This window comes from Micromonospora sp. NPDC048907, assembly GCF_055586885.1.
This window is the reverse complement of the sequence record NZ_JBVJHI010000005.1, coordinates 175,885-192,352: the sequence shown is the minus strand read 5'-3', so window position 1 is coordinate 192,352 and position 16,468 is coordinate 175,885. Positions and strand designations below refer to the sequence as shown.

Below are 16,468 nucleotides of genomic sequence, written 5' to 3'. Positions count from 1 at the left end.
CGTGTTCGTCTTCCGGCTCGACACCCACTCCGGCGTGCCGCCGTACCTGCAACTCGTCCAGCAGGTCCGCCAGGCGGTGCTGCTGGGATTTCTCCAACCCGGTGACCGCCTCCCGCTCATCCGCGAGGTGGTCGAGGACCTGGCGATCAATCCGAACACCGTCGCCAAGGCGTACCGGCAGATGGAGCAGGAGAACCTGGTCACCGGCCGGCCCGGCCAGGGCACGTTCGTCAATGAACAGCAGTCCGCCGCGATGTCGGCATCGACGTACACGTCGCTGCGCCGCGGCCTGGCGACCTGGCTGCGCCGCGCCTACGCGGCCGGCCTCGACGAGCAGGCGGTCAACGCGCTTTTCACTTCCGTCCACCAGCAGACGAGGAATGAGGACGTGGCGTGACAGCGACCGAGTTCGCGCTGCGCACCGACGGTGTGGGAAAGCGGTACCGGAAGGGCTGGGCGCTGCGCGACTGCACCCTGGCCCTGCCGGCGGGCGGCGTGATCGCCCTGGTCGGGCCGAACGGCGCGGGCAAGACCACGCTGCTGCGCATGGTCGTCGGGTTGCTGGCGCCGAGCACCGGCACGGTGGAGGTCCTCGGCCACGACGTCACCGCCAGCACCCCGCAAACTCTGTCCCGGGTCGGGTTCCTGGCCCAGGACCACCCGCTGTACAAGCGCTTCACCGTCGCCGAGATGCTCCGCTTCGGCCGGGCCTGCAACCTGCGGTTCGACCAGGGGCTGGCCGAGCGCCGGCTGGCGAAGCTGGGCATCCCGCTCGACCGCAGGGCCGGAACGCTCTCCGGCGGGCAGCAGGCCCAGGTCGCGTTGGCTCTGGCCCTGGCGAAGCGGCCGGACCTGCTCGTCCTCGACGAGCCGGTGGCCAGCCTCGACCCGCTGGCCCGGCACGAGTTCCTGCAGGTCCTCATGGGCGCGGTGGCCGAAGGCGGGGTGACCGTCCTGTTCTCCTCCCACGTCGTGCACGAGCTGGAGCGCGTCTGCGACCACCTGGTCGTGCTCAACCACGGCCGGGTCACGCTCACCGGTGACATCGACACCCTCCTCACCGAGCACCGGCTGCTCGTCGGCCCGCGCACTGCCACCGACCTCGACCGGGCCGGCACCGTCGTGCAGGCCGTCCACAGCGACCGGCACACGACCCTGCTGGTACGCGACGGTGCGCTCCCGGCCGCGCCTGGGTGGCAGGCCCAGCCGGTCGCGCTGGAGGACCTGGTGCTGGCGTACCTGCGCCGGCCGTCCGAGCCGAGCGCCGCGGTCGGGTCGGAGGTGGCGGCATGACGTGGTTGATCTGGCGCCAGCACCGCACCGAGGTCTGCGTCCTGGGTCTGCTTGTAGGCATGTTCGGCATTGCCCTGCTCGTGCTCGGGACGCAGGCCCACGACCTGTTCCCCGGCGGTCCCGCCCGGTGTGCGGGAGAGGCCGGTATCAACGAGGCCTGCGCGGCCTCCTTCCGTCGGCTCGACGAGGAGTACGGGTACGTCGAGAACCTCCTGGCGGGCTTCTATCTGGTCCCCGTGGTCATCGGTGCGTTCCTCGGTGCGCCGCTGCTCGCGCGCGAACTGGAGGACGGCACCTGGCAGCTCGCCTGGACGCAGGCCGTGCCGCGGATGCGCTGGCTGGCGGCCAAGCTCGCGGCACTGGCCGGCGTCACCGTCACGCTCACCGCCATGTTCACCGCGGTGCTCACCTGGTTCCGTCAGCCGTTCGACGCGTGGGAAGGGCGGTTCCAGTACGACGCCTTCGACCTGGAGGGACTTGTTCCGGTGGCGTACGCGCTGTTCGCGTTCGGCGTCGCCACCGCCGCGGGGGCGATCCTGCGGCGCAGCCTGCCCGCGTTCGGCGTCGCGTTCGGGGCGTTCCTCGCCGCCCGGATGTCGGTGGCGCTGTTGGCCCGTCCCGCGTACGCCACGCCGCTCACCACCATGGAGCCGGTCCCCGTCGGCGGCTCGACGGACCAGGCGGGGCACCTGCCCAGCTTCGCTGACTGGGTGATCGAAAACGGCTACGCAGACGCCACCGGGCGCAGGCTGAGCTGGACCGAGTACTACGAGCTGGAGGGTGCCGCCAACCGGGCCGGCACCAACGTCAACCAGTTCCTGCACGCACGGGGCATCCAGCAGTTCGGGGTCTACCACCCGGCCGACCGGTTCTGGACGTTCCAGCTCATCGAGGCGGCCCTGTTCATCGCCGTCGCGGCGATCCTGATCGGTGTGGTGGTGTGGCGGGTACGGCGCCGTATCATCTAGTGCCCTGACCACAAACGTTCACGGTGGTGCCGCCCGGCGCGGCGTGCACCGCCGTGATCTGCGCGGCCAGGACATCCTCGGCGCGCGACCGCCGCCGGGTCGTGGTCGCCCCGGTACCCGAACGCGTGGCCCGCGTGACCGCCGACTGGGACGATCTCGGCCAGACCTGGCAAGAGCTCCTCGACGACCACACCGAGGAAGAAACTCGAGATCGTCGCTCAACACCTACGCCGGGCCCATGACCTCAGCCACGCATGACCGATTGCAAACCGTACGTACGTATTATTAAGCTGGCCGGGTGCTCCCGCCCCCTGGCAACGCCCGGATCCTGATCTTCGCGCACTTCGTGAACACCTTCGGCAACGGCGCCTATCTCACGACCAGCGCCCTGTTCCTCACGAGGTCGGTCGGGCTCAGCCCCGCGCAGGTGGCGCTGGGACTGGCAGTCGCCGCCGCGGTCGGCATGGCCCTCAGCGCCCCGATGGGGTATGCCGCCGACCGCTACGGCGCCAAGCGGGTGCTGATCGGCACGCTGCTGCTGCTCGCGATGGCCTACGGCGGGCTGATCGCCGTTCGCGGTGTCTGGTCGTTCACCCTGCTGGCCAGTGTCATCGCGGTGGGCGAGGCGTGCGCGAAGAGCGCCAACGGCGCGATGGTGGCCTCCGCTGTCGCGTCCGCACAACGGTTGCGGTTGCGCGCGTACCTGCGCTCGGCCAACAACGCGGGTATCGGGCTGGGCGCGCTGGCCGGCAGCCTGCCCTTGCTGCTGGACACCCGCGCCGCGTACGTGGCGATGTTGCTGGCAAACACCGCCACCTTCCTGGCAGCCGCAATGGTGATCACCCGTGTCCGCCCGGCGGCGCCGGTCCCGGCACGCCCGGACGACCAGCCGCGCCTGATCGCCCTGCGCGACCGGTCGTTCGTCAGCTTCGCCCTGATGGACGGCCTGGTGGCGAGCCTCTACAACGAGATGCTCAGCTTCGCCCTGCCGCTCTGGCTCGCGCTGCGCGCCCACACGCTGCTGTGGCTCGGTTCGGCGGCCCTGGTGATCAACACAATGGGTTGCGTGCTCTTCCAGGTGCGCGCGACCAGAGGCGCCGACGGGCCGGCAGACGGGGCCCGAGTCGGCCGCCGCGGTGCACTCGTCGTCGCCGGCTCCTGTGTCCTGCTCGGGCTCACCGCCGACCTGCCGATCTGGCTCAACTGCGTGGTGGTGCTGACTGCGGCGGCGGTGCACGTCCTCGGCGAACTCTTCCTGTCGACCGGCACCTGGGCGGTCATCTTCGGTCTCGCCCCGGACTGGGCGCAGGGGCAGTACCAGGGCGTCTATCTCACCGGCCGTCAGATCGGCAACATGGTGACCCCACCGCTGCTGACCGCGCTCGTCATCAGCCGAGGCGGGCCGGGGTGGCTGGCCGTCGGCGCGATCTTCGTGGTCGCCGGGCTCACCTACCCGAGGCTTGTCGGCTGGGGCATCCGCACGCGCGCCGTCGCCGTACCCGCCGGGGGCTGATCCTCTGTCACAAGCGACGCGACGCGACAGTGACCGGCCCGGTCCTACCCGGGCACGCTCGAATGGAGGCAGACCATGAACAACATCGCCGGATTCAAGGACATCTCCCCGACCACCCTCGCCGACATCCTCGGACGCGAGCAGGTCATGGACATCGGCATTCGCCCCCTCTGGTCCCCGATCCAGCGAGTTGCCGGCGCGGCGTTCACCGTGCGGTGCCCGCCGGGCGACAACCTCATGCTCCACGCGGCGATCCATCGCGCGGAACCCGGCTCGATCATCGTCGTCGAAGCGGGTGACGTGGACTACGCGGTCAGCGGAGGAAACGTGTGTGCCGTCGCCCAGCGCCGCGGGATCTCCGCCTTCGTGGTGGACGGGGTGATTCGTGACCTCGCCGAGGTGCGCGAGATGGGCTTTCCCGTCTTCGCCAGGGGAGTCATCCCCGTCCCAGGGGCCAAAGCAGTTGTTGAGCCGCTCAATGGCCCGGTGCGGTGCGGCGGTGTGCAGGTGAATGCCGGCGACATCGTGGTGGGCGACGAAGAGGGCATTGTGGTCGTTCCCTGCGCCCGCCAGGAGCAGGTGCTCCTCGACGCCCGGACGAAGGTGGCCAAGGAGGCCGACGAATCGCTCGATGCATGGGAGACGGACCACCGCGCCCGGATCAACAAGATCCTGAGCGAGAGGGGTTTCGAAGCCTGACCGACGGGGTCGCGCCCGCTGCGACCCGTGTGCCGCGGCGTCGGCAGTGAGCACCGAAGGCCAGAAGCAGATCCATCAGATTGCCGCCGTGCGGAGCGGGTGGGAGGCGACCCTGTGGGAGATGCGGACCGCACGAAGGGGCCCCTGGTCAGCGGTGACGCCGCCGGGGGCCCCTCGGTGCGGATCAGGCCACGTCAGCCGTCGGACTCCGCCGGCGGGATGAAGGCGCCGGGCACGTTCTCCGGCGCGAAGATCTGGTTCTCACCGGGGTACGGCTTCGTCCAGTCGTGCGCCTGGTACCAGGTGAAGTGGTTCATCTGGGCGGGGTTGGCGTAGTCGGGCTTGGCGTCCGGCCCGGTCAGCCGCTGGTGCGACTTCCACTCGTCCCACCGCGCCGCCAGCTGCTGCTTGTCGGCCGGCACCGTCGCCGCCGGCGCGGCCGCGGCGAGGGGGTTCTGCGGCGCGGGGGTGTCCAGACCGCAGGGCGGCGGAGTGGCCAGACCGGCGGTGAGCGAGGTCCGGTTGGGCACCGCGGTGAACGGCCTGAGGTCCGGCTTCTTGGTGAAGGCCTGGCGCATCGGGCTGGCCGCGCTGTCCTTCTGGTTCATCGGGTGGATCCCGAGGATCTGCTCGATGGTCCGGATCATCGTGATCTGTGTGTAGTAATGGTTGTCCACGGCGCCGTGCTGGGCCCAGGGGCTGATGATCTGGATCGGGGCGCGGTGGCCGTCGACGTGGTCGAGGCCGGCCTGGGAGTCGTCCTCGACCACGAAGATCGCCGAGTCCTTCCAGTAGGGGCTGTGCGAGATCGTGTCGACGATCTTGCCGACCGCGAGGTCGTTGTCCGCGACCTGAGCGGCCGCGTTCGGCGGGCCACCGGTGTGGTCGCTGGAGAGCCAGAACATGTTCAGGTTGGCCGGACCGTTCTTCTGGAAGTCACGGTTCCAGATCTCGTACCGGTAGATGTCCGGCACGCCGAGGTCGTACTTCGGGAAGCCGGGCACGGACACGCTGTTGAGCGACGGAATCGGGGAGGAGGAGGTCAGGCGGTAGGCGGTGTCCTGCCCCGTCGCCGCCATGTTCCTGGTGTCGCAGTACAGGTTCTGCCAGGTGGCGCCGGCCGGCTTGGTCAGGAACTGGTGGAACTCGCCGAAGTTCCGGACGGTCTTGCCCGCCGCCTGCGCACCGGTCCAGATGAAGCCGGTCCGCTGGTGCCCCAGGGCGTCGTCCTCGGTGTCGTAGCTGCGGATGTACTCACCGGCCGTGGACTCGGTGTACTCCGGGTTGTCGGCCTGCATCAACCAGTTGTGACCCTCGGCCGAGTTGGTGCCGATGTCGTAGGTGTTGTCGTAGAGCCCGAACTGCCGAGCCAGCGCGTGCTGGTTCGGCGTCACGTTCTCGCCGAACTGCGCCAGCGACGGGTCGCCGTCGCCCCGCGGGTCGTCACCGAAGAGCTGGTCGTAGGTCCGGTTCTCCTTGACGATCAGGAAGACGTGCTTGATCGTCGAGGGGTCCCCGAGCCGCTGCGGCACCGGCACCGGCTTCGCCTTGTTGCCCTTGGCCAGCTTGACCGAGCCTGCGGTCCAGCCGTTCTGGCTGAAGACCTTGCCGGTCCCGGACTTGATGACCTTGTCACTGGGCAGCGCGAACCGCTGCAGGCTCGACGTGGTGTCGTGGGTGCCGTGCCCGGCGCTGTTCGTCGGGCGGCGGGCGTCGACACCACGGGTGTTGGCGATCAGCACGTCCTTGCCGACAGTGGTGATCTCCGCGGGGAAGTAGTCCGTCGGCAGCAGGCCGACATAGCTGACCGGTTCCAGCGGGGTGGTGTACCGGTAGACGGCGACGGCGTTGGCGCGACCGAGCGTCACCAGCAGATGACCGTCGTCGGTGAGCGTGACGGCGTTGGGCTGGTAGCCCACCGTCGCCTCCGGCCACGGCTGGGTGGCGATGGTCTGGACGACCTTGTCGCGCGCGGTGTCGATGACCGACACGTCGTCGCTGTTGGTGTTGGTGACGAACAGCGCCCCGTTCCTGGCGTACAGGGCGGTCGGGTGCAGGCCGACGTCGATGCTCGCGACGTCGGCGGCCGGGTTCGCCAGGTCGATGACGCTGACCGTGCCGGTGGTGGTGGAGGCGGTCACCTGATCGGCCGGCACCTGGGTGTTGTACGAGTTGATCGTGGGCTCGCCGGGCTTCGCGGGACGCCCGCCCTCGTTGCTGACGTAGAGCTTGCCGCCGACCATGACCATGTCCCGCGGGGCGTTGCCCACGGACCAGCTCTGCTGGATGGCACCGGTCGCCGTGTCGATGGCGACCACCCGGTTCTGGCCGTTGACGGCGGAGTACACGGTGGAGCCGTCGGGCGAGAACACCGCCTCACTCGCCAGCGCACGCTTGGGCCCGTCCTGCGGAATCCGGATGAACGCCGGGTTGGCGAGGGTGCCGTCCGGGTTCACCGTGAACGTGCGGTAGCCGTCGGCCTGGCCCAGCCACAGCCGAGAGCCGTCGGGCGAGTAGGTGGGGCCTTCCTGGCCCACGTCGTTGCCGCTGATGCGCAGGTCCGCCGCCGCGTTGTTGCCGACGAGCTGCTGCACCCGGTAGTTCTTCAGGTCCACGATGGCGAGAGCCATGCCGCCGTCGGTCACCGAGGCCGCCAGGTGTGTGCCGTCCGGGCTGACCGAGGACGACATGATCTTGCCGTTGTTGAGGACGAGGCGGTCGCCGATCGGGTCGATGTACTGGTCGTCGGAGACGACCAGGCCCCTGTCGGTCAGCTGGCCGACCTGGTCGGTGCCGAACTGGTGCGTCTGAGCGAAACTGATGCCGGTGCCGGCGGCGACGACGACGGCGGTGGTGCCTGCCGTCACGAGGGGGAGCCGGCGGCCGATGCGTCGACGGAGAAGGCCGGGTACGCCCTTCTCAACACGCCGACGGCGGCGTGTGACCTGCATGAAGTCATCCCTTCGTGGAGTGGAGCAGCTCGACGATGCCGTCGAACTGCCAGAGCGGGTTCGGTGCGTCCCCGGTCGGGGTCCGCACCAGGAAGTAGCCGTTCACTTCCTTCGGTCCGTCGCCATCGGCCACGAACCGCCCGTCGGGGGTGACGTCGAGCTGGTAGATGGCCGTCCCTGCGGCCTCGACGTCGGGCAGGTGCCAGGACACGACGCAACGCCAGTCGTTGCCCGGCCCCGCGGCGGCGAACTTGCCGCCGCCCTTGTTGCACGCCGCAGTCGTCTTCAGTTGCGCTTCGGTGACGTCAGGGCGGTTGAGCTGCTCGGTCTGCAAGCGGTAAAGGTGGGCGAACGCCGTGGCGACCGAGCGCTCCACCTTCTCCTGCGCGATACCGGAGCCCGTGGCGGGCGTCGCCGCGGCGACGACCCCGACCGTCACGGCGAGCAACCCGACCAGCGGCAGCACTCCGACGGTGACCCCACGTCGTACCGAGCCGTCATCGGTCGGGTTGGTGAAGTCGCGTCGCACGAACAGCAGGTAGGCCAGCGCCGTTGCAGTCACGGCCCACAACAGGCTGACCGCGATGCCGATCAGAAGCGGACCGAGCTGAGCCCGGCTGGTGAACAGGCCGTTCCAGGCGATGAAGGCGTAACCGGGTAGCGCAAGGCGTACGGCGACGGGCAGCGGCAGCATCTGGGCGAGCTGCATGGCGAGCGCGACGAGCGCGGGCAACAGCAGTCCCACCGGGGAGCGCCCCAGCGCCACGGACCCGAGGAGCCCGACAGCGGCCAGCGCCAGGGTCGGGGCGAGTACGCAGAGCCAGGCGAGCAGGACCTTCCCGGCGGCATCGCCCGGCGTGAGCAGGTGGCCGTCGAGGCCGACCAGCGGCTGGTTGCCGACCGCCGCGACCCCGCCGGCCGCGCTGGAGCAGGCCAGCCCGACCACGAGCAGCAGGATGACGGTGAGGCTGGACAGTGCCTTCGCGGCGAAGATCCGGCGCGGCGACCGGACCGCCACGAGCAGGTGACGCCAGGTGCCGAGCCGGTCCTCGGAAGCGAACACGTCACCGGCGACCACCGAGGTCACCAGCGGAAGCGCCCAGGTCCCCGCGAAGCCCAGCGTCACGAGCGGGCCGGCCCACCCCGTGGCGTGCATCCAGCGGCCGAAGAGGGTGTCGACCGGTAGCGAGCTCTGCTGGCTCACCGCAGCGACGAACAGCGCCGGCGCTATCCAGCAGGCGAGGACCAGCAGCCGGATCCGCCACTGCGAGACCAGCTTGACCAGCTCGAAGCGGTAGCTGCGCGCCACCGAGGCGCGGCGGGCATCGCGGGTCTCGGCGACGGTCGCGGTCATCGGCCGGCCTCCTGCTGGTCGGTGAGGGTGAGGAAGGCGGCCTCGAGCGGCGACACCACGGGCGCGAGTTCACGCACCGCGATGCCCGCGTGCACGAGCCGCACCACCAGGTCGTCCAGGGCGGGCACCAGCGCGTGCACGACGAGCACCCCGTCGTCGGGCCGTGGCCCGGCGCCGTCAACGATGCGGATCCCGGCCGTGTCGGCAGCCAGTCGGCGGGCCGCCGGCGGGTCGGAGGTGAGCAGCCGGTAGTCGAGTTCCCGGTTCTCGGCAGCCAGTTTGCTCAGCGGCCCGGAGAAGACGACCCGTCCGGTGGCGAGGATGGTGACCTCTGAGCAGAGCGCCTCGAGGTCGTCCATGCGGTGGCTCGACAGCACCACGCTGGTGCCGTCGGCCGCGAGCCGGGCGAGGACGCCGTGCACGTGCCTCTTGCCGGCCGGGTCGAGGCCGTTGGCGGGTTCGTCGAGCACGAGCAGCCGTGGCTTGGTGAGCAGGGCTGCGGCGAGCCCGAGCCGCTGACGCATGCCGAGGGAAAAGCCGCGGGCCCGATCGTCGGCGACGGCGGTGAGCCCCACCTGGTCGAGCAGGTCGTCGATCCCCGTCGCCCGGACGTCATGGCCACCGAGTGCGGCCAGCGCGGCGAGGTTCTGCCGGGCGGTGAGCGACGGATAGAGGCCCGGCCCGTCCACGAAGCCCGCGACACCCTCGGGAGCGGCGAGCGCCCGCCCGACCGGCGTACCCAGGATCTCGAGGCGCCCGGTGTCCGCGACGGCAAGTCCCAGCAGGAGGCCGAGCAACGTCGTCTTGCCGGCACCGTTCGGCCCGACCAGGCCGTGGATCTGCCCCTGCGCCACATCCAGGTCGATGCCGTCCAGTGCGACGACGTCGCCGAAACACTTGGTGATGCCACGAGCGCGGATACCGAGGAGTCCGTCCATGAGCCCTCTCTTTCGTAGCCTCAAGCAACTTAGGGAGGGGACCCGACCCGGGCAGGGACAGTCTTTGAACGTTCGGAGAACGGAAGACGACCGGCTACCGCGGCGCTGCCGAGCCTCCGTCCTAAAGGGTCACCGGCCTTGTGGCGTCAGGAGCGACGTCCACCGTGCGCGTGCGTCCCAGGCGTCGCCGCCGGACCCGGCAGGCCTCGGATGCGGCCCTCGTGGGCGGGCCCGAACCCCGGCTTTCGGCGCCCAGGAGCCCGGCTTTCAGCCGGTGGATGATCGGCAGCGGAAGGTTCGGTGAATTGGGCCGTCGCGTGTTGCCCGGTGTGGAGCGAGCACTGCAGGGTCTGGGGCACGACCCCCCACGACGGAAGTGCTCACCCGTGCGTCTACTGGCATTCCTCGCCACCGTTGTCTCCGTGTTCCTCGGCGCCGCTCCGGCGCAGGCGCACGTCCGCGCGACCTCCGTCGCGGTCGACCTGCGTAGCCAGGGCGAGGACGTCGCGGCTGTCGTCGACATGGAGTACGACGTCCTCGCCCGGCTGCTGCGACTCGACGGTGTCCTGAGCCCGGACGCGGTCCGTGTCGACGGCGCGGCCGCCGAGGTGCCGACCGAGGTGCGGCGCCGCTCGCTGGACACGCACGCGAGCGACGTGGCGGCGTACGCCGGCGGGCGGCTGCGGCTGAGCCGTGGCGCCATCGGCTGCACCGCCCAGGACGACGCCCGCGTCGAACTCGCCGGCTCCGGCGCGGCGCGGGTCGCACTCGCCTACGACTGCCCGGCGTCCGGCGCGCTCACCGTCCGCACCGACATCTTCCGCGTCTCCGACGGCGTCATCGACGACACCACCACGATGGTGGCCTACGACATCGACGGCCACCGCGGATCGGCACTGCTCGACACCGCCCACACCAGCGTCACGGTGGGCCACACCGACCTGCTCAGCGAGATCCCGCGGTTCGTCCGGCTCGGGGCGGAGCACCTGATCTTCGGGCTCGACCACGTGCTGTTCCTGCTGGCGCTGCTGCTGGGCGCGAAGCGGCTGCGCGACGTCGTCGAGGTCGCCACGGCCTTCACGGTCGCACACTCGGTGACCCTGGTGCTGGCCGCGATCGGCTGGGTCACCGTTCCCGGGTGGATCGTCGAGCCGCTCATCGCGCTGTCGATCGCGTTCGTCGCGCTCGACAACCTGCTCTCGCCGAGGACGAGCCACCGGCTGCCCGTGGTCTTCGGCTTCGGGCTGCTGCACGGGCTCGGCTTCGCGGGCGCACTCAGCGTCGACGGGCCGCTGTCGGCCTCGACCCTGGCCGACCTGGTCTCCTTCAACGTCGGCATCGAACTCGTCCAGCTGGCGATCATCGCGCTCGCCTTCCCGGCGCTGCTGTTCCTGCGCAGGGTCGCGACCAGGCCGGTCGCCGCCCGCGCTCTCACGCTCGGCACCGTCGCGGCGACCGTCGCCGTCGCCGGTGCCGGTCTGGTCTGGTTCGTCGAACGCTCGCCGCTCCTGACCTGACACGCATCCCACCCCCCATCCGAAGGATCCCCATGTCCACGTTCACCTGGACACGCGCGCGCCTGCGCGTCGTCCTGTACACCGCCACGCTGGGGCTCGCCGCCAGCATCGTGGCGGGCCCGCTCGCGTCGTACGCGGCGTACGCCATCGACCCGCCGGAGGCCACCGTCAGCGGCGTCGTGTACGTCGACGCCAACGGCGACGGCCAGCGCAACCCCGGCGAGGCCGGCCTCGCCGGCGTCCGCGTCTCGGACGGCAAGGCCGCGACCACCACGGCCGCCAACGGCAACTACTCGCTCACGATCTCCACCGACCGTCGTACCACCGACATCGTCTGGGCCAGCCAGCCGCGCGGCTACCGCTTCGGCCTGGACCAGTTCAAGGAGCCGAAGTTCTGGGCCAACCTCGGCCAGCTGACGGATGACGCCACCCCGAAGGCCGACTTCGGCCTGGTACGCGACGCGATCTCCGACGGCGACACCTTCTCGTGGGCGAACATCGCCGACCCGCACGTCAACGCACAGCTGCCCGACCAGATCCGCGAGATCAACTCCACGGGCACCGACCTGCGCTTCATCGCGGTCAGCGGCGACCTCACCAACGACGCCAGCCAGGGGCAGTTCGACACGTTTCGTCGCGGCACCCAGCAGTCGGCCGTCGGCGTGTGGCCGGCCGTCGGCAACCACGAGTACGCGAGCGGGTCGGCGTACGCGGACAAGATCGACAACTATCGCCGGAACGTCGGCCCGGAGTGGTACTCGTTCAACTACGGCAACCGGCACTTCGTGGTGCTCGAGAACAACGGCTCGGCGCCGTTCGACGAGGAACTGGACTGGCTCGAGGACGACCTCGCCGCGAGCGTTCCGCTCGACGACGACCCGACCAACGACATCGAGGTCGTCGTCCTCACCCACCAGCCGATGAACGTCCCGTTCGGCTCACCGTCGACGTACGACGCCTTCGGTGACGTGCTCGAGAAGTACAAGGCGCAGCTGATCCTGGTCGGCCACGAGCACTCCAACCACGTCGAGAACCACTCGGCGTTCGCCTCGACCGCCAAGCACATCCAGACCGTGTCGAGCTCGTACACCATCGACAACGCGCCGCGCGGCTTCCGCTACATCCACATGGCGGGCCCGGGCTTCGACAACCCGTTCCGGATGTACGGCGAGAGCGAGCACCTCACCATCGTCAGCCCCGCGCCGGGCTCGAAGGTGCCGGCCGCGAAGTTCCCGGGCATCCAGATCAACGCCTACGACACCGGCGACGAGGTCGTCTCGGCGCGCTACCGGATCGCTGGCGACAAGAACTGGATGCCGCTGCACCACAGCGGCGAGTTCACCTGGCAGAGCAACCTGCCCAACAGCCTGCAGACGGTCGGTGCGCACAGCATCGAGGTGAAGGTGGTCGACGCCGCGGGCAAGACCTGGACCAGGTCGGCGGACTTCACCCTCACCAACGAGCCGGCGCTGCAGCCGGTCGCCGGCGGTGACTGGGACCAGCACCACGGCAACGCGGCCCACTCCGGTGTCGCACCGGCGCAGGCGGCCGGCCGTCGCCTGGCCTGGAGCTTCCGCACCGACGGCACCTTCCTCACCGGGTCGCCGGTCATCCACGACGGCGTCGTCTACGCGGGTACCCGGGATGAGAACGGCGACGGCAACAGCCGGATCCACGCCGTGCAGCTCAAGAACGGCAAGGAGCTGTGGAACGTCGAGGTGCCGCAGTCGATCCACGGCAGCCTCGCCTACGGCGACGGCCTGATCTTCGCGCCGACCCTCGGCTCGGAGCTCTACGCCGTGGACGCGGCAACCGGCAAGCTGCGCTGGAAGGCCGTGCCCGAGCAGGCACCGGCCCCGAACAACCAGCGCACCTACGGCTACTACTCGCCGGCCGTCTCCGGCCACACCGTGCTCTGGCCCTACCAGACCCGCTTCGGCATCGGCAGCCAGGGCGTCCTCAAGGCGCTCGACACCAGGACCGGTGAGCAGATCTGGGCCTCGCCGATGTCCGGCAACCAGATGAGCGACGGCACCCCGGCCGTCATGGACGGCACCGTGTACGTCGGCAACGAGACTGCCGACCGCGTGCTCGCCTACGACCTGGCCACCGGCGCCCGCAAGTGGACCGGTACCGAGTCGCTCGGCAGCTGGCAGGACGGCGTACCGACCGCGGCCGAGGGCAAGGTCCTCATCGGCGCCAACAACGGCATCGCCGCCCGTGACGCCAGGACCGGCGCGACGCTGTGGACCTACCGGAGCTCGCGCTCCTCTCTCGTCTCGAGCGGCTCGACCCCGAGCGCCGCGGCCGTCAAGGACGGCGTCGTCTACATGGGCTTCCCGAGCGGCGCCGTCGTCGCCCTCGACGCCCAGACCGGCAACGTCTTCTGGGAGCGGGTGCTACCCGGCGACATCTACCACGGCGGCGTCATGTCCAGCCCGGTCGTGGCCGGCGACACGCTCTTCGTCGGCGCCAACAACGGCAGGTTCTACGCCCTGGCCACCGACACCGGCCAGATCCTGTGGAGCCACGAGACCGGCACGTGGGTGGGCGCCGGCCCGGCCGTCAGCGGCAACACCGTCGTGACGGGCGCCTGGGACGGCAACCTCTACGCCTACGTGCCCGGCGGCGAGTCCGCACAGCGCTGGGCGACCGTGAGCGGCACGGTCAGCGACCCGAAGACGGGCGCTCCGATCGCCGGCGCGAAGGTCACCGCCGTCGCCGTCGACCAGGACACCGCGGTGACCAGCACCGACGCCCAGGGCCGCTACCGGATCGGCCTGCCGCGGTCGACCTGGACCGTCACGGCGGCCAAGCGCGGCCTGATCGCCGACGACCGCTCGGCGGCCAGCGTCACGGTCGGCACCACCGGCACCGCGACGGCCGACCTCAAGCTGATCAAGGTGGCCCACCCGGTCGCCGGCAAGTCGACGTACGCGCCGGACTACGGCAACGGCAGCACGCGTACGGACGTCGTCACGGGCAAGGAGTACTACTACCTGGCCAACGACAAGATCCGGGCGTCCGTGACGCCGTACACCGCCGGCAACAACGGCCTCGGCGGTCTGGGCCAGGGCGCGCTGTCGGACCTCATGCTCAACGACGCCGACGGCGCCGAGACCCTCGACTGGGGCGAGATGCTCCTGCGGCCGAGCCTCACCCCGCCCGACTCGTGGGACCGGCCGAACGACCAGGTCGACCTGCCCGACCTCACAGTCGACGGCGCTGCCGTGGTCGGCAACGGTCAGTACCGGGCGAACCCCGCCATCAAGGCGCAGGTCCGCTACGAGACCCTGCCCGACGCGCCGGTCGTGAAGATGACGGTCAAGCTGACCAACACCGGCACGACGGGCTACCAGGGCTACTTCAACTACATGATCGACCCCGACAGCTCGGTCGACAACGGCCGGATCCCCGGGTTCACCGGCATCAACCCGGGTCTGAAGACCTCGGGCTGGAGCGGGAACTACCTCTACGTCGGTGCGGACGCGGCCACCACGAACGGCCAGGCCGCCCACGGTCTCGCGTGGGCAACGGACACGCCGACCGCGGTCGGTGCGTACGGCTACGTCGACGGCCTCTACTACGACGCCACGATGGCGGCCGGTGCGACCAGGCAGTTCAGCTTCTACCACCTGACCGACTACGCGACCGCCGGTGGCGACCCCACCCGCAACATCGCAAACTGGGCCGGCGAGATCGACCTGCACGACCCGGCCGTCCCGGACGCCGCTCGCGCGGCCGGCACGATCACCGCGGCCGGCGCCGCCGTCTCCGGTGCCCGGGTCGCCCTCGAGCAGGCCGGTACGGTGGTCGCGACCACGAGCACCGACGCGCAGGGCAGGTACCTCGTCAAGGCCCCGGCCGGTCGGTACGACGTCCGGGTGTCCATGCTGGGCTACCGGACGGCCAGCGGCACGGTCACCGTACCGGCGGTAGGCAGCGGCATCGCCGACGTCGCGCTGAGCCCGGTCACGGTCGAGGCGAGCTACGGCAAGCAGATCGGTTCGGGTCTGGTCGAGGCGGGCCACGGCGACGTCATGCTCGAGAACGACAAGCTCTCGATGGCGATCGCCGACGCCTACAACGACTCGCAGCTCTCCGGTGGCACCCGCGGCAAGCCGGTCGACATCGCCGTCCGCGGCATGGCCGACCAGTTCGACTGGATCAACCTGCCCTACGTCTCGGCAACCCAGCCGACCGGCAGTAGCGCGTGGGACAACCGGTCGGTCGCGGCGACCGACGTCCAGATCGTGCAGGCAACCGGCGACAAGGCCGTCGTCCGGGTGTCCGGGCCGGTCAAGGGCTTCACAGGCCTGACGGCGACCACGACCTACACGCTGAAACCGGGCGACAACTTCGCCACGGTCGCGACGGAACTGAGCAACGCCGGCTCGGCTCCACTCAGTGTGTGGACCGGTGACGCGATGGACCACGACGCGGCCGGCCAGGCCAGTGTCATTCCGGGCACCGGCATCGTGCCGCCGGGCGCGACCGCGGCGTACACGCCGGCCAAGCCATACATCGGCATGACCGGTACCGATCCGCAGGTCTTCGGTCTCGTCTACGGCACGCCCGCCAGCGCCTTCGATGTCTACGCCGCGGGCAACTGGGTGATGAGCCGCTTCCAGGTCGAGGTTCCGGCCAACGGCTCCTACACGCTCACCCGAAAGCTCGTCGTCACCCCCGGCACCGACGCGGTGGGCATCCTCGACGCCGTCCCGGCGCCGTAACACGCGGCAGCAGGCAGCAGGGCCGGCCCGGACCCGTCCGGGCCGGCCCTGTCGCATGTCCGATGAGGTGCTGTCGATGACCTTCCGGGGCCCTCGTGGATCAGCGCGCGGAAGCTGCGGCCGTACCCGTGGTGCGTGGTGACGTCGATCAGGGTTCCGCCCCAACCCGGCTGACCCGCACGCCGTCGTCCTGTGCGATCGCGAGTCGCAGTGTGTGCCAGCCCTGGGAGGAGCCGTGGGACGTGGACCGGTCATGGCCGGTTGCCGTTGACGGGACTCAGCGGTTCCGGTGACGGGAGGATGGGCTGCCGCAGGTGGGGGGTCTGTACGCATGCTGTGACGCGTCGGCCGCTGGCGGCGATCGAGGGCAGCAGGGCGTCGGCGTCAGGTGATGGTCAGCAGCACGGCTTGGCCGTTCGCGGCTGCGGTGTCGTAGAACCGGCGCAGTTCGATGTAGTGCGACATGAGGTAGCCGAGTCCTTTCGTGACGCGGACCGTGCCG

General features: G+C 70.4%; 10 protein-coding genes. 7 read left to right on the top strand and 3 right to left on the bottom strand.

Going from position 1 to position 16,468, the window contains the following annotated elements; all coding sequences use genetic code 11:
* The first annotated feature begins 1 nt into the window (after position 1).
* From ACZ6PY_RS18995 to ACZ6PY_RS18975, 5 genes are all read left to right on the top strand, one after another.
* A complete protein-coding gene (locus tag ACZ6PY_RS18995; protein WP_053656509.1) occupies positions 2–397 on the top strand; it encodes a GntR family transcriptional regulator in 396 nt (131 codons plus the stop codon).
* Positions 394–1,293, top strand: coding sequence for an ABC transporter ATP-binding protein (locus ACZ6PY_RS18990; protein WP_466073880.1), 900 nt, complete (start codon positions 394–396; stop codon positions 1,291–1,293). The genes ACZ6PY_RS18995 and ACZ6PY_RS18990 overlap by 4 nt, the downstream gene beginning before the upstream one ends.
* Complete coding sequence (locus ACZ6PY_RS18985; protein WP_466073878.1) at positions 1,290–2,261, top strand: ABC transporter permease subunit; 972 nt, start codon at positions 1,290–1,292, stop codon at positions 2,259–2,261. The genes ACZ6PY_RS18990 and ACZ6PY_RS18985 overlap by 4 nt, the downstream gene beginning before the upstream one ends.
* Positions 2,262–2,559: 298 nt before the next feature.
* Positions 2,560–3,774 (top strand): MFS transporter, encoded by a 1,215-nt coding sequence (locus ACZ6PY_RS18980; RefSeq protein WP_466073876.1) that lies wholly within the window; start codon positions 2,560–2,562, stop codon positions 3,772–3,774.
* 75 nt (positions 3,775–3,849) lie between these two features.
* Positions 3,850–4,473, top strand: a complete 624-nt coding sequence (locus tag ACZ6PY_RS18975) for an RraA family protein (protein WP_466073874.1) — start codon at positions 3,850–3,852, stop codon at positions 4,471–4,473.
* A 194-nt stretch (positions 4,474–4,667) separates the two neighbouring features.
* Here the strand turns inward: ACZ6PY_RS18975 and ACZ6PY_RS18970 are convergent, their stop codons facing one another.
* From ACZ6PY_RS18970 to ACZ6PY_RS18960, 3 genes are all read right to left on the bottom strand, one after another.
* Positions 4,668–7,340, bottom strand: a complete 2,673-nt coding sequence (locus ACZ6PY_RS18970) for a bifunctional YncE family protein/alkaline phosphatase family protein (RefSeq protein ID WP_466073872.1) — start codon at positions 7,338–7,340, stop codon at positions 4,668–4,670.
* Between the two features lie 88 nt (positions 7,341–7,428).
* Positions 7,429–8,778: an ABC transporter permease gene (locus ACZ6PY_RS18965; RefSeq protein ID WP_466073871.1), complete on the bottom strand. Its 1,350-nt coding sequence runs from the start codon at positions 8,776–8,778 to the stop codon at positions 7,429–7,431.
* Positions 8,775–9,716, bottom strand: coding sequence for an ABC transporter ATP-binding protein (locus tag ACZ6PY_RS18960; RefSeq protein ID WP_466073870.1), 942 nt, complete (start codon positions 9,714–9,716; stop codon positions 8,775–8,777). The genes ACZ6PY_RS18965 and ACZ6PY_RS18960 overlap by 4 nt, the downstream gene beginning before the upstream one ends.
* A 386-nt stretch (positions 9,717–10,102) precedes the next feature.
* Here ACZ6PY_RS18960 and ACZ6PY_RS18955 point away from each other — a divergent pair, with 386 nt between their 5' ends.
* Positions 10,103–11,233, top strand: a complete 1,131-nt coding sequence (locus ACZ6PY_RS18955; RefSeq protein WP_466073868.1) for a HupE/UreJ family protein — start codon at positions 10,103–10,105, stop codon at positions 11,231–11,233.
* A 32-nt stretch (positions 11,234–11,265) separates the two neighbouring features.
* Positions 11,266–15,966, top strand: coding sequence for an outer membrane protein assembly factor BamB family protein (locus ACZ6PY_RS18950; RefSeq protein WP_466073866.1), 4,701 nt, complete (start codon positions 11,266–11,268; stop codon positions 15,964–15,966).
* Positions 15,967–16,468: the final 502 nt, after the last annotated feature.